This is a genomic window from Streptomyces sp. NPDC055103 (assembly GCF_053607625.1).
Genome location: NZ_JBSGTX010000097.1, coordinates 1 through 24,452, shown reverse-complemented (window position 1 = coordinate 24,452; position 24,452 = coordinate 1). Strand labels below are relative to the sequence as shown.

The following is a 24,452-nucleotide window of genomic DNA, read 5'->3' as shown; positions in this document are numbered from 1 at the left end:
GGGGGAGGGTTTTTGTTTTTTTCCCCCGGCTCGCGCGCCCCCCACCCTCGGGGGGCGCCGCATTAATGACTGGGGCCCCCCCACGTCGTCGGTCGGCGGCGGTCTCAGCGGACCGCTCGCCAGGGTTCGTTCATCGGATCGGTCTGCTGCAGCCCGGCGGCCAGCCGCTCCCACTCCCTGGCGTAGTGGCTCACCACCTCGGTGAGGGCCAGTGCGCAGTGCGGGGGCACAGCGGCCAGCAACTGCTCGCCCGCCGCGAGCCCTTGGGCCTGGCCGTTGAGCCAGCGCAGCAGCGCGCGGCCGCTGTCCGTGAAGCGGATCGAGGGATCGTTGGACAGGACGTCCAGGGCCCGCACGCGGATGCGCGTGGTCCCTCGCGAGGACGGGTCCGGGGGTGGCGGGAGGGAGGCCGGGCCGGAGCACCGCTGGGAGGCCGCGACCACGAGCGTGGTGAGGTACGCGGGGTCCGCGTGAGCGGTGGCCGCGGCCGGCGTCCGCTCGTCCGCGTCGGGGACGGGGACGGGCGCGCAGGACCGCAGTTCCTGTCGGAGGCGGTGCGCGGTACTGACGGAGACGCCGGCCTCCTGGGCCACTTCGCGCAGGGTGGCGCGGGGCCGCTCCGCCAGCAGGGACCGCGCCTTCTCGCGCCGCTCCGGCATGTCCGCCGGGCGGGCCCGGCCGTCCCTGCCCACGCGCGGGAGCGCGGGTTTCGACTGAGGAGAATCCTCAGTCGAACACTTCCCCCGTACGGCCCCTACCGTCTTCGGCGACACCCCTGTGACGGCGGCGATGGCCCGGTCCGACCAGTGGGGATGGGTCGCGAGGATGCGCAGGGCCGCCGCTTTGCGGTCTCCGAGCGTCAGGGGAAGGCCATGGCTGATGTTGGCCTGCACCGACCGCACGAAAAGATCGGGCGACGCGCCCTCGACGTAGTGGACCGCGATGCGGCGTTCCCCGCGCAGGATCACGGCCCGCAGCCGGTGCATGCCGTCGACCACGCGTCCCGTGTCCCGGTGCACGAGGATCGGTTCGAACGCGGCTCCGCTGTCCGCAAGCGCCCGCGCGTGGCCCTCGTCCAGACCCGCCAGCCGGGGCGAGTCCGCCGGCAGCAGGGATTCGACCGGCACTGTGTGAATCGTCGACCGCGATGTGTCAGACAAGTGTTCCACCCCTTCTGCTTGCGGTGCCCCTGCACCGCGTCCGCGGGTACGGCGAGCCCGGCGCGGCGGCAGGGTGGAGTGGTGCGAGTGGACCTCTGCGAGGTACGGGGTGCTGAGGAAGGAGGACGGGCAGGCTCCGGCACACGCTTCGCCTGCCCGGCCTCACACCTTCTCGGCTGCCGCCGCCTCGGGGACGTACCCCCGGTAGGTGGTGTATGAGAACGGGCTCAGCAGCAGCGGAACGTGCAGGTCGCCCGGGTCGCCCGGATAGCGGAGCGAGACGATGACCTCCGCGTACAGGCTGTCCACCGCCCGCTCGGCGAAGTACTCCCCGGTGTCGAAGACCAGCCGGTAGGACCCGTACGGCAGGGCCTGCTCGCACATCGAGCCGATCTTCCCCGCGTTGTCGGTCCGCGAGCGGGCCACGACGGGCCACGAGCCCTGTTCCCGGACGTGCAGGGTGACGGCCAGGTCCGCGACGGGGCAGCCGTTGGTGGAGTCGATGACCCGAACCGAGATGCTCATCGGGTGTCGCCTCCCCGCCGGCACAGGCCCTTCGCCGTCAGCGCTTCCCATGCCATCGACGTCAGCCCCAGATGGTGTCGTCCGTGGTGTAGACGCCCGCGTATCCGGCCAGGGTGTACAGCAGAGCCCACATGTCGATCTCCCCTACGGAAACTCGTGACCCGGAGGTCCGGGTGGATGCCTCCAGTTCTAGTGAGCTCCGTTTTCGTCCGCCTACTGGAACGCTAAGTACTCGCTAAGCGCCCTTTGTCGTGGGGGAGAGAGCGGCGCTCGGGCGAGGGCGCGAGGAAGGGATCGCCTTCACCCGCCGCTGCCTCGGAGCGACCGGGGTGGGGTCGCCTGTCGTCGTGCCTCGATCGTGTGCCGCGGCTACTGGCCGACGGCGCACACCGCGTAGCCGTGGGGGGCGATCACGATCGGGATCTCCTGGTCCGTCTCCCACTCGGCGAACTCGACCGCGATGTACCGGTAGAACGCCCGCATCCCGAGCGTCGTGAAGTACCGGTCGGTCTCCAGGATCAGCCGGAGCGGTCCAGGACCGTCCTCCGGAAAGGAGGGGCGGTCCAGCCGGCCGTCCGTGCCGGTCAGCCCGTGCCACACGGTCTGCCACGCGTCCAGGCCGGGCCGTTCGATGCGGATCAGCAGCCCGTCGACGGGCTGCCCATTGGTTCCATCAGAGACACACACTCCGAGTTTCACGTGACACCGGCCTCATCGATTGCATCCTTTGTGGGACGGAACACCGGATGCGTCCCGTCTGCGAACATCAGCCCCGTCCCAGCCGCGACGGCGCCTTCCTTCCTTCCCGCCGCACGGCGTCCGCTGTCCGGCGGGAGCTTCCCGCCGAGGCGGGCATGATGCCACGCGGCCACAGGAGCCGTGGAGGTTCCGTTCCTGACTGGCCGGTTCTGATGCCGGGCCCGGCATCAGCCCGAGCTCGCCCGCGCGCAGGCGGCGGCCTTGGCCGCGTCGTCGGCGGCCGCGCGGACGTCGCTCATGAGGCGCAGCGTCTGTTCCCGCCACTTGACGGCCCGCATCCGCTCGAAGATGTCGAGTGCCGCGGCGAGGTGCTCCTCGGCCCGCTCGTGGCTTCCCTTGTCCGCGGCCACCTCACCGAGCGAGAGCTGGATCCGGCCGATGGCGAGAACCTCGTGGGCCCGGGTGGCGATCGCCATGGCCTGTTCCAGCATCTCGTAGGCCGCGTCATGACTCCCCTGCCGCGACCGGACGACGGCCAGACCGCGCAGCGCGTAGCACTCCCCCACCGGGTCGCCGACGGAACGGACGGTCTCGAGCCCCCGGGTGAACACGTACTCGGCCTCGGTCACCTCGCCGATCTGCAGATGCGCCTCTCCCAGGCGACACAGGATCTGCGCGCGCACCCGCCGGTTGCCGGACCGCTCCACCGCGGCCAGACCGGCCGCCATGGTCTCCTTGCCCTCCGCGATCAGGCCGCGGTCCAGGTGGATCTGCGCCATGTTGCTCAGCACGTGCGCCTCCGCGGTGGAGTCGTTCACCTCGGAGAGCATCACCAGCGCCTTCTCGTAGCCCGCCATCGCCTCGTCGAGCCGGCCCTGGATCCGGTCGACGAAGGCGAGGTTGCGCAGGGCGAGCGCTCCGCCGTGCACGTCGCCGACCTGGTGGAACAGCTCGCAGGCGAGCCCCAGCCGGCGTCCCGCCTCGTCCAGCTTGTACTCGAACATGTGCAGGGTGCCGAGGGAGTACAGCATCGCCGCCTGACCGCGCCGGTTGTCGTGGTGCCGGGTGACCGCCAGCGCGATCTCGTGCGTCGTGCGCCAGTCGTCGAAGTAGCCGTACATCTCGAAGAGCGTGACCAGCGTCAGCGCCAGGTCCCAGCAGAGCTCGTCGAGACCCGCGCCCGCGGCCTGTCTGACCGCCGTGATGAGACTGGCCCGTTCGTCCTCGAACCACCCGATGGGATCGGCGAGTTCGCGGTCGAGGACCGACTCTTCGAGCGCCAGGCGCGGGGCGTCCCCGTGGATCAGCGTGTGGTCGCCGCCGTAGGCCCGCCGGTGCGCCTCCTCGACCAGCAGCAGCCACGTGCTCAGCACCCGGCCGAGCACGACCGCTCGCTCGGCAGTGCTCTCGTGCGCGGCGAGGCACTCCTGGGAGTAGACCCGCACCAGGTCGTGCAGGCGGTAGCGGGGGCGGCGGCCCTTCACCACCTCGACGTCCACAAGCTGGGCGTCCACGAGGAACTCCAGGGTGTCCTCGGCCTCCGCCACGGCGACGTCCAGCAAAGGGGCCGCGACCCAGCTGGAGAACTCCGCCGCCTCCAGCATGGACAGCCGCCGGAAGAGGCGCTGCGCGTCGGACGGCAGGCCCTGGTAGGCCATGGCGAGGCCGGCCCGGACGCCGACGCCGCCATGGGTCAGCTCGTCCAGGCGCTGGCGTTCGTCACGGAGCCGCGCCACCATCTTGCTCAGGGGCCAGTGCGGCCGGGCGGCGAGCCGCGCCGCCACGATCCGCAGGGCCAGCGCGAGGCTGCCGCACAGCTGTATCAGTTGCAGGGCGCTGGACAGTTCGCTGTGGATCCGCTCGGCGCCGAGGATCCGGCTGAGCAGTTGCAGGGCCTGTTCGGTGGAGAACACGTCGATCTGGACGGAGCTCGCGCCCTCCAGGCCGGCCAGCCGGGACCGGCTCGTGATCACGACCGGACAGTTGGACGATCCGGGCAGCAGCCAGCGCACCTGTTCCTCGTCGATGGCGTCGTCGAGCACGATCAGCATGTGCCGGTCGGCGACGAGGTTCCGGAACAGTTCCGCCCGTTCCTCGATGGTCGACGGCACCGCCGAGCCCGGTATGCCCAGGCAGCGCAGGAAGCGTTCGAGGACGCGGGTCGGCAGGATCGGCTGGGCTGACGGGCCGCGCAGCTTCGCGAACATCTGGCCGTCGGGGAATCGTTTCGCCAAGAAATGCCCGAGGTGCACCGCGAGGGTGGTCTTGCCGACGCCTCCCTTGCCGGTGATCGCGACGATCCGCAGGGCGTACGACGTCTCCGTGGCCTCCTCCAGCGCCGCCGCGAGCGAGGCGAGCAGGTCGTCCCGTCCGCTGAAGTCGGCGATCGCGCCGGGCAGCAGGCGGGGCACCGCCGGGGGCTCGACGGCCGTCACGGCCGCCGTCGACGCCGCCGGTGGCTGTACGGGCGGTGCCGGTGCCGGTGCCGGCGGCGGGGCCGCGGGTGCCGTGGGCATCGCCGGCGCCGTCGGTACCGTCCGCGCCGCGGGCGGCGTGCTCACCGGAGGGGAGCCGTCCAGCCGGCCGGCCAGAATCGCCTCCTGCAGTCGGCGGAGCTCCTCCCCCGGCTCGATGCCGAGTTCGTCGATCAGCTCGCGCCGACCACGCCGGTACACCTCCAGGGCCTCGGCCTGGCGGCCCGACCGGGCCAGCGCCACCATGAGCTGGGCGCGCAGGCGTTCACGCAGCGGGTTCTGCATGACCAGGTCGATCAGCCGCGCCACGAGCTGCTGGTGGAGGCCGAGGGCCAGCCGCGCGTCCGCCCACTGCTCCACGACGTCGAGCCGCTGTTCGTCGAGCCGCGCCGCGGGAGCCTGAAGCGCCGTGCTGGTGGTGCCACCGCCGAAACAGGAGGATCCGCGCCAGAGCCCGAGCGCGGATCCGAAGGCGGCCGCCGCCTCGTCGAAGCGCCCGGCGTCCGCGGCGGCACGTCCGGCCGCCGCGGCCCGCTCGAAGACCTGGAGGTCCAGCTCGTCTTCCCCGACCTCGGCGAGGTATCCGGGCGACCTGGTCTGGATGACGTCGGGCAGGCCGACTTTCGCCATGCTGGCGCGGACGATGGAGACGCAGATCTGGATCTGGGCCCGCGCGGTGGGTGGCGGGGCCGTGCCCCAGACCGCGTCGACGAGCCTGCCCATCGGAACGATCCGATTGGGCTCAAGGAGCAGTACCGCCAAAACGATTCGCTGGCGCTCGGCGGTGATCAGCGCTGGGCCACCGGGGCCGACGACTTCCAATGGCCCGAGTAATCGAAAGCGCATGACCGCCCTTCACATCCCCGCCATAGATTCCGCCGGTCAGCTACGCACCCTCATCATATCTACCTAACCTCGAACAGGTCTGTCCAGAGAGCGGTGATTCTCAAGTGGCGGGGGAATCACGTCAAGAGGCGATGTGATGACTCACGGCGGAAGCCGAGAACGCGGTTGAGCCACGTGGCCGGAATTCCGAAGGCGGGACGGGAGCCACTCACCGCCGCCGCGCGTCGGTGAGGTCTCCCCTCGTCGCTCCGCCCAGCAGGGAGGGGAGGTCCGCCCGTCGGCTGATACGGAGCTTCCGGTACGTGCGGGTCAGGTGCTGCTCCACCGTGCTGACCGTGACGTGCAGTCCCTCGGCGATCTCCCGGTTGGAACAGCCGACCGCGGCCATCGCGGCGACCCGCCGCTCCGCCTCGGTGAGCCCGTCACCGCCGGCGTCCGGTGCCGGCACCGCGGCGGAGCTCTCCACCACCAGGCCCCGGACCAGTGCCTCGGCGTGGCAGTCGGCGGCCACGATGACCGCGCGCCGCTCGGCCGCCGCGGCACGCCGGAACTCGCCCAGGGTCCGGTAGGCCCGCGCCAGATCGGCGAAGGCCAGGGCGAGTTCGTACCGGTCGCCGTCGTCGGACTGCAGCAGTTCGGCCGCCTGGCGCAGCAGCGTCGGCCGGTGCCTCGGCGCGCCGGCTCCGGCCAGGACCCTGGTCGCGGTGCCGCGGACCCGGTTCGGCATCACGGTGAACTTCGCCGACTGCTCCTCGAGTATCCGCTTGGCTTCGTCCGGGCGGCCCAGGCCCAGGTACACCTCGGCCACATCGGTGCGCCACGGGATCAGACCCGGTGTGTCCATCCCCCATCGGCAGAGCGTGGCACCGCACCGGAGCAGGTCCTCCAGCGCCATCTCCAGGTGGCCGGTGGCGAGTCCGAACCGCGCCCGCGCGTACTGGTAGTGCACGCCGTAACGGGTGTCGGCCATCGCCTCGGGAACGCGGTGGGCCAGGTGGGCCTGTGCCTCGTCGTAGCGGCCCATCGCGGTGGTGGCCAGGATCAGTGTGCTCAGCGGCGCGCCGACGGTCACGCCCCAGCTGATCGCCGGCAGGGTGGCGAGCGCTTCGCTCGCGTACCGCCGGGCGTCGGTCAGGTCACCTCGGCGCAGGGCGATCTCGGCACGCACCGCGCCGAGCCGCGCCCGTCGGCTCGGTGTGTGCCGCGTCTGCATGCGGTCCAGGAACAGATCGCACCAGGCCGTCGCCCGCTCGGCCCGTCCGCTGTACGCGAGGGCGAGGAGGGCGCTCTCGACCGTCTCGGTGGACAGCTCCTCCGGCCGGGTGCCGTGCAGCACGCGCTGCGCCACGCTGACGGCCTCCGGATGGGGTCCCTCGCTGACGACGGCGGCCAGTGCGGAGACCGCCTGCAACCGGCGGTCGGCGCTCACCGAGTGCGTGGGGGGACGTCCGCCGGTGGGCCGCGGACCGAGCGCGGCCAGGAAGGACGGGTAGGTGTGCCGCAGCCGGCGCCGGGTGATCTGCAGCTCGGTGGCCGCCTCCGGGTCGGTCGCCTGTCCGGCTCCCGCCAGGTGGCCGAGGACTTCCTGGGCCTGTTCGAACCGGCCGTGCCAGAGCAGCGCCCTGGCCAGTGTGAGCGCGTCGGCACCGCGGAGGCTGCCCTTGCGCATCGCCTCGACGAGTTCGCCGAGCCGGCCGCTGGACACCCCGGGGTTGATGCTCCACTCGGCGCGTATCAGGGCGGCGGTGATCCGTGCCCGGCGGAGCGGGTCCGCGCAGATCAGCCGGGCCAGCCGGAGGCGGTCGACGGCGCGGCCGGCCGCGCCGTCGCGCAGGGCGTGCGCCGCGGCGTCCTCCAGCGCGGGCAGCGCCCACGGCTCGGCAAGGACGCCCTCGTCCCCCCGTACGCCTCCGTCCCCCGGCACCGCGCCGCCGGCCGGCGCTCCGGCGTGGAGCAGGTGGTCGGCGATCACGACGGTCCCGGCTCCGCGCTCGTGGGCGAGGACCGCCGCGCGGGCGTGCAGGCGGGCCAGCTCGTCGGCCTCGATCGCGCCGACCACCGCGGCGCGGGCCGCCTCGTGCCGGAACCCGTCCATGGTGAGCAGGCCGCCGGCGATCAACGCGTGCACGGCCTCCGTGGTCCGGGCCGGGCTCAGGTCCACCAGGCGGTCCAGGTGGTCCAGTTCGCCGAGGACCACGTAGCCGTTGAGCACCCGGACCATGTCCGGGCAGCCGCGGCGCAGGCAGGACAGGACGGCCTCGCGGAAGCGCGGACCGGCCTCTCCACCGCCCAGGTGGTCGCGGACCAGCGCCTCGACAAGCAGCGGGTTGCCTCCGCTGTAGGCGTGCCAGTCGGCGGACCGCTCGTCGGCGGTCATCTCGCCGAGGTGCTGGGCTATCAGTTGCCGCACGCCCGCCGGGGAGACCTGGGTGACCTCGACGCGGTGGCAGTTGGGCTGGCGCATCAGGTCGGCGCCGAAGCGGAAGTCGGTGTCGCAGCCGTGCCCGCTGTGGGTGAACACCGCGAGCACCCGGGCGCTGTTCAGCCGCCGGGCCAGGTAGGCCAGGCACGTCAGCGAGGCCTGGTCGGCCTGCTCCACGTCGTCGACGGCGATGTACAGGGGGCAGCGTTCGGCCAGTTCCAGCAGGACGGTGCAGAGCCCGTGCACGATGCCGTCGTCCAGCTGCTCGCCGGCGCCCTCGCACCGGGCCGTGCGGACGCCCTCGTCGATCAGGGTCACGGCCCGCGCCCGGTCCTCGGCGTCCAGCGGCGCGTCGTCCACCAGCTGCCGCATCACCCCGAGGGTCAGGTGCCGCTCGTCACCGGATCCCAGCGCCGACAGCGGAAGCATTCCCAGGCTCAGGGCGCGGTCGACGAAGTGGTGCACCAGTACGCTCTTGCCCGCCGCCACCGGTCCGGAGACCAGTACGGCGCGTCCGTGTCCGTCCCGTGCCTGTTCGGCCAGCGCGGACAGTCTCGCCAACGACGCTTCGCGCTCCACCAGTTCCACCGCGAACTCCTCCCATGGGTCGGTGAGAAAGAGGGAAAGCCATTCCTCGGCCAGGCAGTAGGTCGTGGCCCATGCTTCCCGTCCGGCTCATCGACCGGCTATCAGCGCGCTATCGGCCACCACGGCGGCCGAATGCGGAGGGAGTCGCCGCGGAACGCGACCAGGGATCACGCGACCGGGCCGCGTGATCCCTGGCTTTCCGGGGCGGGGTGCGTCAGCCGGTCCGGCGCATCGCCTCGACAAGGCTCTTGGGGCGCATGTCGACCCAGTGTTCGTTCACGTAGTCCAGGCACTCCTGCCGGGTCGTGCTCGGCAGGGCGACGGTCCAGCCGGCCGGGACCTCGGCGAAATCCGGCCAAAGGGAATACTGCTCCTCCGCATTGACCAGAACGCGGTATGCGGAATTCTCATCCTCGAACGGATTGCTCATGAGTCAACGCACTCCTTTATTGCCATCGAAACAAAGAGCCGCCCGCATTCTGGTCGCACGGCAAACTCCTGACAACCCCTACACACCCGTACGCGAGGCGGTGAGCCGTTCATCGGGCTCTCATCGCGGTGAGGACGGCGTCCACCGCGGCGACGCCCTTGTCCAGTTCGTCGAGCCCGACGGTCAGTGCCGGGCGGAACCGTACGGCGCTCGCCCCGCCGGGCAGCAGCAGCACCCGGTGACCGCGGCGCAACCGGTCCAGGACCTCGTCGCGCAGCGCCGGGTCCGGCAGGTCGAACGCCCACATCAGGCCCAGGCCGCGGACGTCGCGCACCAGCGTCGGGTGGGCGGCGGCCAGGTCGGCGAGCAGCCGGCCCAGATGCGCGCCCCTGGTCTCGGCTGCCGCGACCAGGCCGTCCCGCTCGACGATCTCCAGGATCCGGGTGGCCCGCACCATGTCCGCGGTGTTGCCGCCCCAGGTGGAACCGAGCCGGTCCGGCACGGCCAGGGCGCCCTCGGGTACCTGGTCGACCCGGCCGCCCGCCATCAGACCGCACACCTGGGTCTTCTTGCCGAAGGCCACCACGTCGGGTTCGAGCCCGAGCCGCTGGTACGCCCACGGCGCGCCGGACATGCCGCAGCCGGTCTGCACCTCGTCGAGCACGAACAGCACGTCGTACTCGTGGCACAGGTCCTGCATGCGCAGCAGGAACTCCCGGCCGAGGTGCCGGTCGCCGCCGGCCCCCTGGATCGGCTCGGCGACGAAGCAGGCGATCCGGTCGCCGCGCTCGGCCAGGTGCCGTCGCGCGACCTCGACCGCTTCTCGTGCGGCGCCGGGCCGGGGCACGGGGACGCGCGGCCATGTCCAGCCGGGATACCGCGCGGTCACCGTCGGGGAGGTGTTCGTCAGGCTCAGCGTGTAGCCGCTGCGGCCGTGGAAGGCGCTCTCCATGTGGAGGACTTCGAGGGGCACCGTCGGGTCGTGCCGCGGTCGCTGTGCCCGCCAGTCGAAGGCCACCTTCAGCGCGTTCTCGACCGCCAGGGCGCCGCCGTCGATGAAGAACAGGTGCGGGAGCCTCGGGTCGCCGAGCACGCGGCTGAACGTCGCCGTGAACCGCGCGTACTGCGCGGTGTAGATGTCGGAGTTGGTGACCTTGTGCAGCGCGGCCCGGGTGAGTTCGGCCAGGAACGCCGGGTCGCCCGCCATGTCGGGGTGGTTCATGCCCAGGGGCAGTGAGCCGTAGAACGTGAGCAGGTCCAGGTACTCCTCGCCACCGCGCGCGTCGACCAGCGTGCTGCCGCGGCTGCGGTCCAGGTCCAGTACCAGGTCCAGGCCGTCCATCAGGACGTGCCGGGACAGCTCCTTCAGGGCGTTGTCCGCCGTGATCTCCATGTCACACCTCGTCGTGCCGATAGTGCCGCAGATCGAGTTCGTCCAGGCTGGGCAGCACCGTGTCGGCGCCGGCCAGGTCGGGCGCCTGCGCCGGGTCCCAGGGGACGGCCACGCAGCGCAGCCCGGCGGCCCGGGCCGCGCGGACGCCTCGCGGGGAGTCCTCGACGGCGAGCGCGTCGTCGGCACCGACCCCGGCGCGTTCCAGCGCGAGGAGGTACAGGTCCGGTTCCGGTTTGTGCCGGTCGGTGTCGTCGCCGGTGACCAGGAAGGCGAAGCGGTCCCGCAGCCCGAGCCGCCGCAGGTGCTCCTCCACCCAGGCGGCCGGGCTGCTGGACACGATCGCGGCGCCCTCGGCGGTGCGCAGCAGCCGGTCCACGCCGGGGCGGGCCGGCGCGGCGGCGCACCGGTCTGTCCGCCGCCGCCGCTGCCAGGTCCACTCGTGGTCCCCGACCGGCCGGCCCAGCCGGGTGGCCAGGTCGTCGAGGGCGATCCGGGCGCCGGCGGAGTTGCCGAGCATCCCGGCCCGTACCTCGGCGGTCAGGGGCACCCCGAGCCGGTCGTACAGGTCCTGCCAGGCCAGCAGCGCGGCCCGTTCGGTGTCGCAGACCACTCCGTCGAAGTCCAGGAGCAGGAACGGCCGCTCGGGCATCAGTGGCTCACCGGTCCTCGGTCGACGGCGGTGAGGCGGGCGCAGTACCGGGTGAGGGAGTCGCTCCAGTGGGGCATCGCGTGGACGAAGGCGGCCGCGCGGGTGCTGTCCAGGCGCGAGTCGCGCGGCCGGCCGCCGACGAAGCCGGCGTCGTCCATGGACATCGGCACCGGGTGGGCGGTGCCGAGCCGTTCGGCGAGGGCCATGCCGACCTGGTACCAGCTGGCCCGGCCCCGGTTGGCGATGTGCAGCAGGCCGCGGACGGCCAGGGCGCCGGGCAGCAGCCGTACCAGCGCGGACGCCAGGTCGGGGAGATAGGTGGGACTGCTGAACTGGTCGTCGATCAGGCGGGGCCGGCCGCCGGCGAGGAACTCCCGCACGGCGGCGAGCACCTGGTCCAGGGCCGGGTCGGTGCCGCCGTACAGCCAGGACGTGCGCACCACGAGGTGGTCGGGCACGGCCTCGACGATCCGCTCGCCGGCCAGTTTGCTCAGGCCGTAGACGCTGACCGGGGCGGGTACGTCGTCCTCGTTGTACCCGGCGGGACCGGGTGCCCGGCCGTCGAAGACGTAGTCGCTGGAGAGGTAGATCAGTCGGCTGCCCTGGCGTCGGCAGGCTTCCGCGACGTGATGGGTGCCGCCGACGTTGACCCGCAGGGCCAGCGCCGGGTCCCGTTCGCAGGAGTCGACGACGGCGTTCGCGGCGGTGTGCACCACCACGTCGGGCCGGAAGTCGGCGATGGAGTCCCGGACGGCGGCCTCGTCGCCGATGTCGAAGTCGGCGAGGGAGACGCCGAGGACGGGCCAGTCGGCGGTCTCCGGCCGCGTCGCGAGCTCGTGGCGCAGCGCGGTGCCCAGCATCCCGTCGGCGCCGGTGAGGTAGACGCGCATCACAGGTGTCCGAACTCGGCGATCAGTTCGGCGACCGACAGGCCGGAGCTGATCTTCTCGCGGATCACCCGCTCCCTGTCGATGTTCATCCGCGTGCGGTCGAGTACGGTCTCCGCCTCGTCCCGCGGCACGACCGCGATGCCGTTCTCGTCGGCGACGAGGATGTCCCCGGGGTTGATGACCTGGCCGTCGATCACCACCGGCACGTTCACCTGGACCGGCTCGGTGCGGTCGTGCACGGCGGTCGGGGAGGGCCTCGGGACGGTGCTGCGGTACCAGACCGGGAAGTCCAGGTCGCGGATCTCGTCGACGTCGCGGATGGCGCCGTCGACGATGCCGGCGGCGAGACCGATCTGCCGGGACAGGGTGGACATCAGGCCGCCCCACATCGCGGTGCGGGTGGTGCCGTGGCAGGCGACGACGACCACGTCGCCAGGCTGGGCCCGGGCCAGCACCGGCATGCAGTCGACCAGGTCGTCGATCGAGAGGCTGACGGTGAGGGCCGGCCCGGCGATCTTGTGGTGGTGCTTCACCGGCAGCAGCCCGCCGATCGCGCCGACGCGCCGGCGCGCGTCGGTGACCAGGCAGCTGGGGCTGTACTCGGCGAGCACCGCGCGGAAGCCCTCGACGATCTCCTCGGGCGGACGGTTCAGTTCGTTGCGGACGGTTTCCACGATGTCTCTCCTGTCGGTGGGGTGGTACGCGTACGGTCCAGGACGTCCGCGCCGATGAGTCGTGCCAGGTGCGCCGCGTCCATGCCGTGCGCGGCGAGCACTTCGGCGTCGGTGCCGCAGCGGGGTACGTCGGTGAGGCCGACGCCGCGGAAGGCGGCCCCGTCCCAGGCGCCGGTCTCGAGGAGTTGCCGGGCGATCAGGTCGGCCTGGCCCCCGCTGCTGTACTGGTGCTCGACGACGAACACGTGCCGGACGCCGGTCAACAGCTCGGCCAGCCACTCCGGGTCGACCCGGTTGTGCCAGGGCAGGTCCACCACGGTCAGCTCGATGCCCTGGGCGGTGAGCAGGTCGGCGGCGGCGAGGAGTTGTGCGAGGACCACCGGGCCCGCGCCGAACGCGACCGCTCGGCCGCCGGCCCGCAGGATCCGGCCCTGGCCGACCACGAGGGGCGCGGGCGGCAGTTCCGCCAGTTCGGCGGGGACCAGCTGGCTGGACAGCCGCAGGTAGACGCTTTCCTGGGTGGTGCGGCAGTAGCTCAGGGCGGCGGCCAGCTCGGCGGGGTGGGAGGGTTCCAGGATCGTCAGACCGGGGACGGCGCTCAGCGCCGACACGTCGCGGACCGCCTGGTGCGAGTGGCCCGGCCCGGCGGGCAGCAGCCCGGCGAGCGAGCCGACGTAGACCACCGGCCGTCGTTCGGTGGCGTTGTTGTAGATGTGCTCGTTGGGCCGCGCGTGCAGGAAGCAGGAGAACGAGTGCACGAACGGCCGCAGACCGCCCGCCGCGAGGCCGCTCGCCATCGAGACCATGTCCTGCTCCGCGATGCCGCATTCGACGAACCGGTCCGGGTGGGCCTCACGGAAGGGGATCAGGCCGGTGTCGAGCACCAGGTCGCCGTCGAGGGCCACGATCCGCGGATCGTCGTGCGCCGCCTCGGTGAGCAGCCGGCCGTACAGTTCGGGCAGCCGCACCCCGTCCGGTTTCACCGGCAGGTCGAGGGTGCGCTCGACCGTCCGGAGCTCCGGCAGGCCGCGTCGGCGGAGTATCTCGTCGGCGGTGTCGAGCAGTTCCTTGTACGCGGAGCCGTAGTCCTCGGGGCTCGGCGCGCCGCTGTGGTGGCGGTAGCGCCATTCGCCGGGTGCCATCGAGGTCGCGGCGAACGTGGGACAGCCGCTGCCCTTCACCGTGTCCGCGATGATCACGACGGGCTGCCCCGGGTGGTCCGCGGCGCGGCGGGTGAACGCCTCGTGCAGCTGCCGGGGGTCGTGCCCGTCGCAGCGCAGCACGCCCCAGCCCGCGGCGGTGAACTTGCCGGTCAGGTCGCCGAGGTCGCTGACGTCGGTGACGTACGTGTCGGACTGCAGGCGGTTGTGGTCGACGACCACGGTCAGTTCGCCCATCCCGTACCGCGCGGCGCTGGGCAGCGCCTCCCAGTTCTGGCCCTCCTGCAGCTCGCCGTCCCCGGTCATCACCACGACCCGGGAGGCCCGGCCGGACAGGCGGTGGGCGAGGATCAGGCCCTTGGCCTTGGAGATGCCCATGCCCAGGGAACCGGTGTTGAAGGGCATTCCGGGGGTGCCGACGTCCGGGTGTCCGGGCAGTCCGTCGATCCGCCGCAGCCGGTGCAGGAGGTCCTCGTCCAGGTGTCCGAGGCCGATCATCGCGGCGTACAGTCCGGGCGCGTCGTGCCCCTTCGACGAGAAGTACACGTCGCCGTCGGCTTCGAAGGGCCTGTCGAGCTCCTCGAGCACCAGCCAGCTGACCACGTCGGCGGCGCTGAAGCTGGAGCCGATGTGTCCCGAGCCGGCACGCGCGATCATGTAGAGGGTGTTGATCCGGGACATCGCCGAGAAGGCGAGGGCCCGTTCGTACCGGTCGTCGACGTGACCCAGGACCCGCGCGAACTCGGCGCGCGGTATCCAGGCCAAGGACCTGTCCATGGCTTCTCCTCGTGGATGGTTCGGTGTCACCAGCAGCTGAACCCGCCGTCCACGGCGAGTTCGGTGCCGGTGACGTAGCGGCTCAGGTCGGACGCGAGGAACAGCAGCGGTCCGGTCAGGTCCTCGGTGCGGGCCATGCGCCGCAGTGGTACGCGGGCGTCGAACTTCTCCCGGAACACCGGGTCCTGGGAGCCCAGGACCCCGCCGGGCGACAGGGTGTTGACCCGCACCCCGGCCGGACCCCAGAGCGCCGCGAGGTAGCGGGACAGCGCGGCGACGCCGGCCTTGGACATGCCGTACGCGGGCGGTTTCAGGAACGGCGGGTCCATCGGGAGGTGCTCGTACATCCGCGGGTCGGGCGCGAGGCGGCCGTACATCGAGCCGATGTTGACGATGGATCCGCCGCCGTGCCGGACCATCCGCGACCCGAACACCTGGCACATGCGCAGCGTCCCCTGGGCGTTGACCGCGAGCACACCGCCGGACACCTCGTCCGGGATGTCCTCGAAGCGCCAGCCGGCGCCGTCGGCGGACGGCGGGCTGTCGACACCGGCGTTGTTGACCAGGATGGTCGGCTCGCCGGCCCGTTCGAGACAGTCGTCGAGCGCACGGCGCAGGCTGCCGGTGTCGGTGACGTCCGCGACCAGCGCCGTGAACCGCTTCGGGTCGTGCCGGTCCAGCACCGCCGACAGGTCCGGTCCTCGGGTGTCCCGTACGTCCAGGCCCACCACGTCGGCACCGGCGCCCAGCAGGGCGTCGACCCACACCGGGCCGAGCCGTCCGCAGACACCGGTCACGACGGCGACCGATCCGGTCAGGTCAATCGCGGCCGGCATCGCCGTCCACCAGGTCGTCCAGGGTGATGTCGGCGTCGGCCGCCAGCGGCCTGCCGAGGTGGCGGCCCACCACGTCGGCGAGCCGGTCGGGCGTCAGTCCGTCGCCCGGCGACTTGATCGCCACGTCCTCCAGGGTGAGGCGGTGCCCGGCCGGCAGGTCCCGGTGGGCGACCAGCTTCTTGCCCATCTTGGTGATCGCGGGCCGTTCGGCCGGCAGGACCCGCTTGTCCCCGCTACCGAGTGAGCGCCGTACCCGGCGCAGGCCGTCGACCAGTTCGGCGATGTCCTGCTGCTCCAGCGAGAACTTGTGGTCGCTGCCGGGCCGGGTGCGGTCGAGGGTGACGTGCTTCTCCACCACCCGGGCGCCGAGCGCGTACGCGGTCCAGGCGGCCTGCGGGCCGAGGTCGTGCCCGGAGAAGCCGACCACCGTGTCCGGGAACTCGGCCCGGTAGGTGGCGATGACCGCGAGGTTCAGCTCCTCCGGCTCGGCCGGGTACGTCGCCGTGCACTGGAGCAGGGCGAGGTCCGGGTTGATCGGCAGGACGGTGCCGCAGGCGCGCCGCACCGACTCCATGTCGGCGCCGCCGGTGCTCACGATCAGCGGCTTGCCCGCCTTCGCCGCGTAGGCGAGGAGGGGGGTGTTCCTGATGTCCCCGGACGCGATCTTGATCGCGGGGACGCCGAGCTCGGCCAGGAAGTCCACGCTGGCGAAGTCGAAGGCGGTCGCCATGAAGTCGACACCCAGTTCGGCCGACAGCTGCTGGAGATGCGTGTACTCCTGGGTGCCGAACTCCAGGAACTCGCGGTGCGCTCCGTACGTCGGGCCGAAGCTGTTGCGGCCGGGGTACGGGGAGTCGTACATCGCCCTGGTGTAGAGCAGGCGGTTGTTCCGCTTCTGCAGCTTGACCGCACTTGCCCCGGCGGCGGCCGCCTGGCGGACCAGCTCCTCCGCCTTGCCCAGATCGCCCTCGTGGTTGTGGCCGATCTCCGCGATCACATAGGCGTCGGTGTCGTCGGAGATCGTCCGATCGTTTACCGTCAGCGCTCTCATGGTGCTCAGGTCCTTTCCAGAAGATCGGTAACCAGCGAAGCGAACCGGTCCAGACCGAGGTCGATCTCCTCCGGCGTGAGCGAGCTGCAGGACAGGCGCAGCTGCCGCTGTCCGCCCCCCGCCGCGTAGAAGTGGTGCATCGGCGTCCAGATGACCTTGTGCCGCTGGGCCGAGTGGGCGAGCAGGTCGTCGTCGGCGACGAACGGCACCGTGACGACCAGGAAGAATCCGCCGTCCGGTCGGTTCCAGGTGACCGGCGACGGTGCCGGGAACCGTGCGGCGAGCCCGTCGAGCAGGTGCCGCAGCCGCTGCCCGTACCGCGCGGTGGCGTCACGGTTCGCCTCGCGGAGCGCGAAGCCGCTCTCCAGCAGCTTGCCGCCGATGACGGCCTGCGCGATCGGCGGGGTGTTGACCGTGATCATGCTCTTGATCTTCGAGAGCTCGTCGGCGAGGGTCCCGAGGACCTCTCCGTCCCGGACGACCGGCTGGTCCGCCACCACGTACCCGATGCGTGCGCCGGGGAGGGCGGTCTTGGCGTACGAGCCGAGGTAGACGACCCGATGGCCGGTGTCCAGCGACTTGAGCGTCGGTTTCGGGGGCGCTCCGTCGCCGAAGAAGCCGTACGGGTTGTCCTCGATGATCAGGATGTCCAGCTCGGCGGCCAGGTCGAGGAGCCGGCGCCGGCCCGGTACGTCGAGACTGAGTCCGGTCGGATTGGCGAAGTCGGGCACCAGATAGCAGGCCCGGGGCCGCAGACCGGCCTCGCGGGCGCCCCGCACCTTGGCCGCCAGGTCGTCCAGGTCGATGCCGCCGGTGCCGCTGTCGACGGGCACGACCGGCAGGTCGACCAGACGGGCCGCGCCGGTGATGCCCACGTAGGCCGGTGAGGTGGCCAGGAGCACGTCGCGGTCATCGGCGCGCAGCGCGCGCAAGGTCAGGACCATGGCCTCCTGGCAGCCGACGGTCACCAGGATCGACTCGGGGTCGACGTGGATGTTCTCGTCGGTCGCGAGGTTGCGGGCCACCAGGTCCTGGATCACGCCCTTCGTCCGGCCGTACTGGTAGAGCCGGTTGCGGGCCGCTTCCGCGCCCCGGGCCGTGCCCTCGGTGACGTGTTCGGTCCACGTCCGCAGATACCGGTGGACGTCCTCGATCGAGAAGGCGCCCGGGTCCGGCCGGCCGGGTGCGAAGGAGACCGCGTCCGGGTAGCGGTCGGACACCTCGTTCAGCAGGTTCATCGACAGCAGCGCCGGATCGGACAGCGAGCCGTGCAGGTCGGCCAGGTCCAGCACCGTCCCGGGCCGCGCAGGCCGGGCCGCCGAGGCGGGGGGCGACTCGGTCATGACTCCTCCCGCGCGTACGTTCCTGACCAGCGCACGCCCAGCCACCCGGCGGCGGCCACGTTCGGCGCCCCGGCGAGGGCCATCGCCCCTTCGAGTTCGGCGCGCAGCAGCTCCAGTACCCCGGTCACGCCCGCCTCGCCGCCGGCGGCCAGTCCCCACAGGACCGGTCGGCCGAGGAGGACCCCGGTCGCGCCGAGGGCCAGCGCGCGCAGCACGTCGGTGCCGCTGCGCACACCGCTGTCGAGGAGCAGCTCGCACGCGTCGCCGACCTCGTCCCGGATCGCCGGCAGGGCCAGGAGGCTGGGCACGGCGCCGTCCAGTTGCCGACCGCCGTGGTTGGACACCACGAGGCCGTCCACACCGAGGTCCACCGCGCGCCGCGCGTCCGCCGGGTCGAGAACTCCCTTGAGCACCAACGGCAGTCGTGTCCGCCGCCGCAGCCGGTCGACGTCGGCCCAGGACAGGGTGGGGTCGATCACCGCGGCCGCGTGGCCGCCGACGCTCTGCCCGCCGCCGTGCTGGGTGTCGGGCAGGTTCACGGGTGCGGCATGCGCCGGTACGGCGAACCCGTTGCGCAGATCGCGGAGTCGCCGGCCCATGAACGGTACGTCCACGGTGAGGACCAGGGCGCGGGCGCCGAGCCGCTCGGCCTCGTCGATCAGCCACTCGGTGCGGGCGCGGTCGCGGAGCCAGTACAGCTGGAAGAGCAGGGGGCCGCCGGCGGCGGACAGCTCGTCGAGCGGACGGCCGGCCAGGGTCGACGCCGTGAAGGGGATGCCGGCCGCGGCCGCCGCGCGGGCCACCGCCGGTTCGCCGTCCGGGTGCACCACCGAGTGGAACGCCATCGGGGCCACCGCGACGGGCATCGACGCCGGCGCCCCCAGCAGGGTGGTCGTGGTGTCGGCGGCGGCCACCCCGGACAGCACGCGTGGGACGAGGTGACACCGGTCGAACGCGGCCCGGTTGGCGTTCAGCGTCGACTCGTCGCCACTTCCGCCGGCCACGAAGTCGTACACGTCGGGCGCGAGCACGGCGCGGGCCCGGTCCTCGGCGTCGGCGAGGGTGAGCGGATCCGTCGCCAGGACGGCCGGTCCGCTCGTCACGCCAGGTCCTGTCGCTCGACCGCCTCGTACAGCTTGCGGATGTTGTTGCTGCCGAACGTGGTCGCGCCCCGGCGTTCGATGATCTCCATGAAGTGGGTGCGGCGGGGATGCTCGGAGCGGGTGAAGATCTGGAACAGCTCGCCGTCGTGGTCCCGGTCGGCGAGCACGCTGTACTTGCGCAGCTCCTCGACCGGATGGGCGGACGCCCCGAGCCGCTCCTCGAGGTCCTCGTAGTACGAGTCCGGCGTGGCGAGGAACCGCACGCCGGCGGTGCCGAGGTCGGCCACCGCGTCGACGATGTCCGGTACGGCGAACGCCAGGTGCTGCACACCGCCGCCGCCGTGCTTGGTCAGGAAGTCGTCGATCTGGCCCGGGGCGGCGCCGGTCATGGGCTGCAGCAGCGTCAGCGTCACCAGCCCGTTCGGGCTCTGCACCACCTTGGACTGCATGGCCTGTGCGCCGACGTGGATATCCTCCTCGAAGACCACCTCCCAGCCCAGCTTCCGCCGGTAGAACGCGATGGTCGGATCCAGTTGGCCGTTCTCCAGGCAGACCGCGATGTGGTCGACGCACAGCAGGTGACGCCGGCCCGGCACGGTGACGGCCGTGGTTCCCGTGGTCTCCTCGGTGCTCACCGGTGCGATACCGGGCAGCGACCAGGGTTCGCCGGCGGGCCGGCTCACGAAGGTGTGCGTCACGTCGCCGAAGGCGTCGAGCACCGTGCGGTCCGGGGCTGCCACCCGCAGGGCGATGTCGCTCACGCCGTCGCCGTGGCGGGCGATGAACCGGGCGGCCGGATGGTCGTCGGTGCGGCCCTCCAGCAGGACCAGGACGACGTCCCGCTGCCGTACGGCCACGGCGGCGAACTCCGGGGTGTCGCCGGCGGCGATCACCTCGAAGCCGTAGCGGTCGACGAACTCGGCGGCACGGGCGTGGGCGTCACCGACGGAGATGGTGATGTGGTCGATCCCGGCGTCAACTGCGTGCTGATTTCTGGTCTGGGGTGCGGACGACACGAATTCCCCCAAGGCTCGATAATCGGTTTCAACGGCGGGAGCAAGAATTGTCAGATCCCGGTACCGCGACGAAAAAACGCTACGGACGGGCCCGGAAGAATGTCAATGCAGCCCGCCTCGACCCGCTCAACACTGCGGAACACACGGCCTCTTACCTGGGTGCCGGGGTATCCGCTATGGGGTTCATAGGGGTTGCGCACGCCACCGTGACAGGTGAATATGCGTGCGGTCGGAGCTGCGGACAAGGAGCGGTACGTGCTGATTCACCAAGTACTCGACAAGTGCGCGGCAGAATACGGCGACCATATTGCGCTGATTGACGACGAAGGACCGGTCACCTATTCCCGACTTGTTTCGGCGGCCGACGCGTATGCCGCCGCTCTGGTCGAGGCGGGGGTGGGACCGGGTTCCCTGGTGCCGGTCCGCGTCACCCGCTCGGCCAGGATGGTGACCCTGCTGCTGGCCGTGCTGAAGACGGGTGCGGCCTACTGCCCCATCGACGTGAAGTGGCCGGACGAGCGGGTCCGGGAACTCCTGCGCCTGCTGCGGGCACCGCTGTTCGTCACGGACACTCCGCTCGCCGGCGCTCCCTGCTGGACCCCACCGTCGGCACCCGCGCCCGGCGCTCCGAAGGTCCGGGCGGACATCGGGCCGGACGGCCCGGCCTGTGTCTTCTTCACCTCCGGCAGCACCGGCACCCCCAAGGGGGTGGTGACTCCGCACCGGGCCGTGCTGCGGCTCTTCGCCGGCGGCCCCCTGGCGGCCTTCGGCCCCGGGCGGGTGCTGCCGCAGCTCGCCCCGGTCGGCTGGGACGCCTGCGGCCTTGAGCTGTGGGGCATGCTGTGCCGCGGCGGCACCGTGGTGCTGCCGGACGAGGACCATCTGCTGCCGGACGCCCTGCGCGACCTGGTCGCACGCCACGGCGTGAACACCCTCGTCCTGGTCGCGTCCGTGGTGAACCTGCTGGTCCGGCTGGACCCCGACTGCTTCCGCGGGATCGACCTGATGTTCATCGGCGGTGAACGGCTGGCGCCCGAGCCGGTACGCGCACTGCTGCTGCGGCACCCGGACACGACCGTCCACAACTGCTACGGCCCGGTGGAGAGTTTCGCCTTCGCCACCATGCACCGCATCCGGCCCGAGGACTGCGACCGGCCGCACGGCGTGCCCATCGGGCGGCCGGTGCCCGGCACGGAGGTCCATCTGATCGACGGCGAACTGTGCGTGGCGGGCGCGGGGCTGGCTCAGGGATACCTGCGCGACCCGGAACGCACCGCCGAGCGGTTCGTCACCGTCGACGTCCACGGTGTGCCGACGCGGGTCTACCGCACCGGTGACCGCGCGCTCCGCGACGCCGAGGGGGTGCTGCACTTCCTGGGCCGCGCCGACCGGCAGGTGAAGATCCGCGGATACCGGGTGGAGCTGGGCGAGGTCGAGAGCCACACCGCGGACCGTGCCGGTGTGCGCGACTGCGTGGCGGTGCCGCTGTCCGGCCGGAGCGGTGCGTACGAACGTCTCGCCCTGGCCTTCACCGGCGACGCGGACCCGGACCGGGTCCGTACGGAGCTGCGCGACCGGCTCCCCGGCCATCTCGTGCCCGATCTGGTGCGCCGCCTCGACGAACTCCCCCACAACGCCAACGGCAAGGTCGACCACCGAGCCGTGACAGAGCTGCTGCTACGCGTCCCGACCCCAGGAAAGGGGCTGACGATGACCACGTACATCGAAACCACCGAGACCACCGAGACGGCCGAGGCCGCCGAGACCACCTCGGCCGGGACCACCTCCCCCGTGAGCCCCCGCGCCGAGGACGCCTCCCCCGCGAGCACCTCCCCCGGAAGCGCCTCCGCCGGGGCCGTCGACCGGATCGTGGAGGACTACCTCACGCTCGTCGACGACAGCATGGTCGCGGTGCTGCCGCACGCGCTGCGCATCGCCATCGAACTCGGCGTCGCCGACGCGATGGACTTCTCGACCCCTCAGCCCGTGGCGACCACGGCGAAGCTGATCGACGCCGACCCCGACGCCCTGGGCCGGCTGCTGTCCGCCCTCGCCGCGGCCGGGTTCTTCGCCGGCGACGCCGTCACCGGCTTCCGGCTGACCACGCTCGGCGCGCGGCTGCGCCGCGACGACCCGCGGAGCCTCTCCGCGTCGCTGGTCAACGCCGAGAGCCAGCTCGTCTGGCTGCGTGCCACGGACACGTTCCGCACCGGTGCGGCAGCCTTCGGAGGCGACGACGGCGACTTCTTCGGGACCAAGAACACCCAGCGCGGCGCGAACGTCGCCTTCCTGCGCCGGATGCGGGAGCGTACCGGCCGCCTGTACCGGCAGGCGGCCGAGGCCGTCGACTGGTCGCTGTCGGAGACCATCCTGGACATCGGGGGCGCCGACGGCTTCCTCCTGGGCGAGATCCTCTCGGCGGCCCCGCACGCGAGCGGCGTCCTCTTCGACCGCCCCTCGGTGATCGACGAGGTCGACCTCCGTGGCGGGGTGCCCGGTTGCCGCACCGTGCCCGGCGACTTCTTCGCCGCGGTGCCGACCGGCGCGGACACCCACCTGCTCTGCAGCGTCCTGCACGACTGGACCGACGAGCAGGCGGTCGACATCCTGCGGTCGAGCCGTGAGGCCCTGGCGCCCGGCGGCCGGCTGCTGGTCATCGAGATGCTGGTACCGGAGGACGACTCCCCGCACATCAGCCGCTGGAGCGACCTCGGCATGATGGTCCTCACCGGTGGCCGGGAACGCGGCCGGTCCGGGTTCGCCCGGATCCTGGAGGCCGCCGGCTACCGCATGGACCGGGTCCTGGCGATCCCGGGGTCACCGTTCTCCGTGATCGAGGCGCGCTGACCGGCGATGGACATCGACCTGCTCACGCCGGACGTCTTCGCCGGGAACCGGTTCCTGGACCAGCTCGCGGCCGTGCGCGACCGTCCCGGCCTGACCTGGCATCCGGAGCCGGGGGCGGGGTCGGGGCCAGGGCCGGAACCGGGCCCGGACGGTCACGGGTTCTGGGTGGCTGCCCGGTACGACGACGTCCTGACGGTCCTGAGTGATCCGGCCACGTTCAGTTCCCGCGCCGGCATCAGGCTCGGCGGCACGGACGAGGCCGCCCGGCTGGTCGCCGACCGGATGATGGTGGTCAGCGACCCGCCGCGGCACGGCCGGATCCGCCGCGTGGTGGGCGCGCCGTTCACCCCGGCGGCGCTGCGGCTCTGGCACGACCGGATCGTCGCCGGCGTCACCGACCTGGTGGACGAGGTGGTCGGTGCGGGTTCCCACGGACCCGCCGCCGACCGGCCCGACGAGGCGGCCGGGCCACTGGTCCGGGACGCCGTCGGCGACCTGACCCGGCGGCTGCCCAACCAGGTCATCTGCGCCATGATGGACCTGCCCCGGGCCGACTGGCCGCTGATCGGCGGACTCACCACCGACGGCCTGGACTCCCCCGACCCGATCGACCGGCTGGACGCCAACGCGGAGATCTTCGGCTACTTCGCCGACCTGATCGCCCGGCGCCGTGCCCGCCCCGGCGACGACCTGATCAGCGCGCTGCTCTCGGCCGGGGGCGACCTCACCGACGGCGAGCTGATCCTCAACTGCAGCGGCGTGCTGACCGGTGCCAGCGAGACCGTGCGGTACGCGGCGGCCGGAGCGCTGCTGGTCTTCGCCGAGCGGCCCGAACTGTGGGCGGCGCTGCGCGCGTCGCCGGAGCTGCTGCCCACCACCGTCGAGGAGATCCTGCGCTGGACCAGCCCCGGTCTGCACGCGCTGCGCACGGTGACCCGCCCGGTCACGGTCTCCGGCACCGAGCTGCTCCCCGGCCAGCGGGTGACCGCCTGGCTCTGCTCGGCCAACCGCGACCCGGCCGTCTTCGCCGACCCGGACACCTTCCTGTCCGATCGCGCCCCCAACCGGCACCTGGCGTTCGGCTGGGGCCCGCACGTCTGTGTCGGGGCCCGGGTCGCCAGGCTCGAACTGACCGCTCTGCTGACCGCGTTGATCCGCCGCGTGCGCACGCTGGCCCCGGCCGGCGAACCGGTCCGGAGCGGCGGCAACTTCATCCACGGACTGACCAGCCTGCCGGTGCTGCTGCACCTGGCATGAGCCCGCAAAGGAGCTGATGGACGATGAGTACCACCGCAATCGCCGAGATATGGCAGGAGGTTCTCGGCGTCCCGGTCACGGACGACGACGACTTCTTCGCGCTGGGCGGTCAGTCACTGGCCGCCATGGAGGTGGTGGCCGCGGTGCGCCGGCGCCTCGGCATCACGGTCCGGGTCCGGGTCCTGCTGGAACACCCCGTACTGGCGGACTTCGCCGGCCAGCTCGCCCGGTCCGGAGAGCAGTCCCCGGACCGGTCCTGACCCCTCGCACGACAGGACCGCGGGAGCGAGTCCTTCGCTCCCGCCGTCCTGT

19 protein-coding genes are annotated in these 24,452 nt (G+C 72.2%); 3 read left to right on the top strand and 16 right to left on the bottom strand.

What is annotated here, in order from left to right:
* Window positions 1-104 precede the first annotated feature (104 nt).
* The 16 genes from ACWFR1_RS36760 to ACWFR1_RS36685 all read right to left on the bottom strand — a co-directional run bounded on the left by ACWFR1_RS36760 (window position 105) and on the right by ACWFR1_RS36685 (window position 20,036).
* Entirely contained in the window at window positions 105-1,127 is a 1,023-nt protein-coding gene (locus ACWFR1_RS36760) for a ParB/RepB/Spo0J family partition protein (RefSeq protein ID WP_453559523.1), read from the bottom strand.
* Window positions 1,128-1,322: 195 nt separating this feature from the next.
* Window positions 1,323-1,685: a hydroxyisourate hydrolase gene (gene uraH, locus ACWFR1_RS36755; RefSeq protein ID WP_453559520.1), complete on the bottom strand. Its 363-nt coding sequence runs from the start codon at window positions 1,683-1,685 to the stop codon at window positions 1,323-1,325.
* 369 nt (window positions 1,686-2,054) lie between these two features.
* Window positions 2,055-2,384: a hydroxyisourate hydrolase gene (locus ACWFR1_RS36750; RefSeq protein ID WP_453559517.1), complete on the bottom strand. Its 330-nt coding sequence runs from the start codon at window positions 2,382-2,384 to the stop codon at window positions 2,055-2,057.
* 227 nt (window positions 2,385-2,611) lie between these two features.
* On the bottom strand, window positions 2,612-5,581 hold the full coding sequence (locus ACWFR1_RS36745; RefSeq protein ID WP_453559514.1) for an AfsR/SARP family transcriptional regulator: 2,970 nt from the start codon (window positions 5,579-5,581) through the stop codon (window positions 2,612-2,614).
* Window positions 5,582-5,912: 331 nt separating this feature from the next.
* Window positions 5,913-8,714 carry an AAA family ATPase gene (locus ACWFR1_RS36740; protein WP_453559512.1) on the bottom strand — a complete coding sequence of 934 codons (2,802 nt, stop codon included), beginning with the start codon at window positions 8,712-8,714 and terminating at the stop codon, window positions 5,913-5,915.
* A 214-nt stretch (window positions 8,715-8,928) separates the two neighbouring features.
* Window positions 8,929-9,144: an MbtH family protein gene (locus tag ACWFR1_RS36735; RefSeq protein ID WP_453559509.1), complete on the bottom strand. Its 216-nt coding sequence runs from the start codon at window positions 9,142-9,144 to the stop codon at window positions 8,929-8,931.
* Between the two features lie 109 nt (window positions 9,145-9,253).
* Window positions 9,254-10,537: an L-lysine 6-transaminase gene (gene lat, locus ACWFR1_RS36730; RefSeq protein WP_453559506.1), complete on the bottom strand. Its 1,284-nt coding sequence runs from the start codon at window positions 10,535-10,537 to the stop codon at window positions 9,254-9,256.
* Between the two features lies 1 nt (window position 10,538).
* Window positions 10,539-11,186, bottom strand: coding sequence for an HAD family hydrolase (locus ACWFR1_RS36725; RefSeq protein ID WP_453559504.1), 648 nt, complete (start codon window positions 11,184-11,186; stop codon window positions 10,539-10,541).
* The gene (rfbD, locus tag ACWFR1_RS36720; RefSeq protein ID WP_453559501.1) at window positions 11,186-12,076 is read right to left on the bottom strand and encodes a dTDP-4-dehydrorhamnose reductase; all 891 of its coding nucleotides are present in this window, start codon (window positions 12,074-12,076) and stop codon (window positions 11,186-11,188) included. Before rfbD ends, ACWFR1_RS36725 begins: the two co-directional genes overlap by 1 nt.
* The gene (locus ACWFR1_RS36715; protein ID WP_453559498.1) at window positions 12,076-12,750 is read right to left on the bottom strand and encodes an RraA family protein; all 675 of its coding nucleotides are present in this window, start codon (window positions 12,748-12,750) and stop codon (window positions 12,076-12,078) included. Before ACWFR1_RS36715 ends, rfbD begins: the two co-directional genes overlap by 1 nt.
* A complete protein-coding gene (locus ACWFR1_RS36710; protein WP_453559495.1) occupies window positions 12,726-14,687 on the bottom strand; it encodes a transketolase family protein in 1,962 nt (653 codons plus the stop codon). Before ACWFR1_RS36710 ends, ACWFR1_RS36715 begins: the two co-directional genes overlap by 25 nt.
* 26 nt (window positions 14,688-14,713) lie before the next feature.
* Window positions 14,714-15,523 carry an SDR family oxidoreductase gene (locus tag ACWFR1_RS36705; protein ID WP_453559493.1) on the bottom strand — a complete coding sequence of 270 codons (810 nt, stop codon included), beginning with the start codon at window positions 15,521-15,523 and terminating at the stop codon, window positions 14,714-14,716.
* A complete protein-coding gene (locus ACWFR1_RS36700; RefSeq protein WP_453559490.1) occupies window positions 15,507-16,574 on the bottom strand; it encodes an N-acetylneuraminate synthase family protein in 1,068 nt (355 codons plus the stop codon). The genes ACWFR1_RS36705 and ACWFR1_RS36700 overlap by 17 nt, the downstream gene beginning before the upstream one ends.
* 5 nt (window positions 16,575-16,579) lie before the next feature.
* Window positions 16,580-17,917 carry an aminotransferase-like domain-containing protein gene (locus ACWFR1_RS36695; RefSeq protein ID WP_453559487.1) on the bottom strand — a complete coding sequence of 446 codons (1,338 nt, stop codon included), beginning with the start codon at window positions 17,915-17,917 and terminating at the stop codon, window positions 16,580-16,582.
* Entirely contained in the window at window positions 17,914-19,020 is a 1,107-nt protein-coding gene (locus ACWFR1_RS36690; RefSeq protein ID WP_453559484.1) for an alpha-hydroxy acid oxidase, read from the bottom strand. The genes ACWFR1_RS36695 and ACWFR1_RS36690 overlap by 4 nt, the downstream gene beginning before the upstream one ends.
* The gene (locus tag ACWFR1_RS36685) at window positions 19,017-20,036 is read right to left on the bottom strand and encodes a VOC family protein (protein ID WP_453559481.1); all 1,020 of its coding nucleotides are present in this window, start codon (window positions 20,034-20,036) and stop codon (window positions 19,017-19,019) included. Before ACWFR1_RS36685 ends, ACWFR1_RS36690 begins: the two co-directional genes overlap by 4 nt.
* Before the next feature lie 255 nt (window positions 20,037-20,291).
* Between ACWFR1_RS36685 and ACWFR1_RS36680 the strand changes: the two genes are divergently transcribed.
* The 3 genes from ACWFR1_RS36680 to ACWFR1_RS36670 are packed head-to-tail and all read left to right on the top strand — an operon-like array spanning window position 20,292 to window position 24,400.
* Window positions 20,292-22,883, top strand: coding sequence for an AMP-binding protein (locus tag ACWFR1_RS36680; protein WP_453559478.1), 2,592 nt, complete (start codon window positions 20,292-20,294; stop codon window positions 22,881-22,883).
* A gap of 6 nt (window positions 22,884-22,889) precedes the next feature.
* Entirely contained in the window at window positions 22,890-24,140 is a 1,251-nt protein-coding gene (locus ACWFR1_RS36675) for a cytochrome P450 (protein ID WP_453559476.1), read from the top strand.
* 23 nt (window positions 24,141-24,163) lie between these two features.
* Window positions 24,164-24,400, top strand: a complete 237-nt coding sequence (locus ACWFR1_RS36670; protein WP_453559474.1) for a phosphopantetheine-binding protein — start codon at window positions 24,164-24,166, stop codon at window positions 24,398-24,400.
* Window positions 24,401-24,452: the final 52 nt, after the last annotated feature.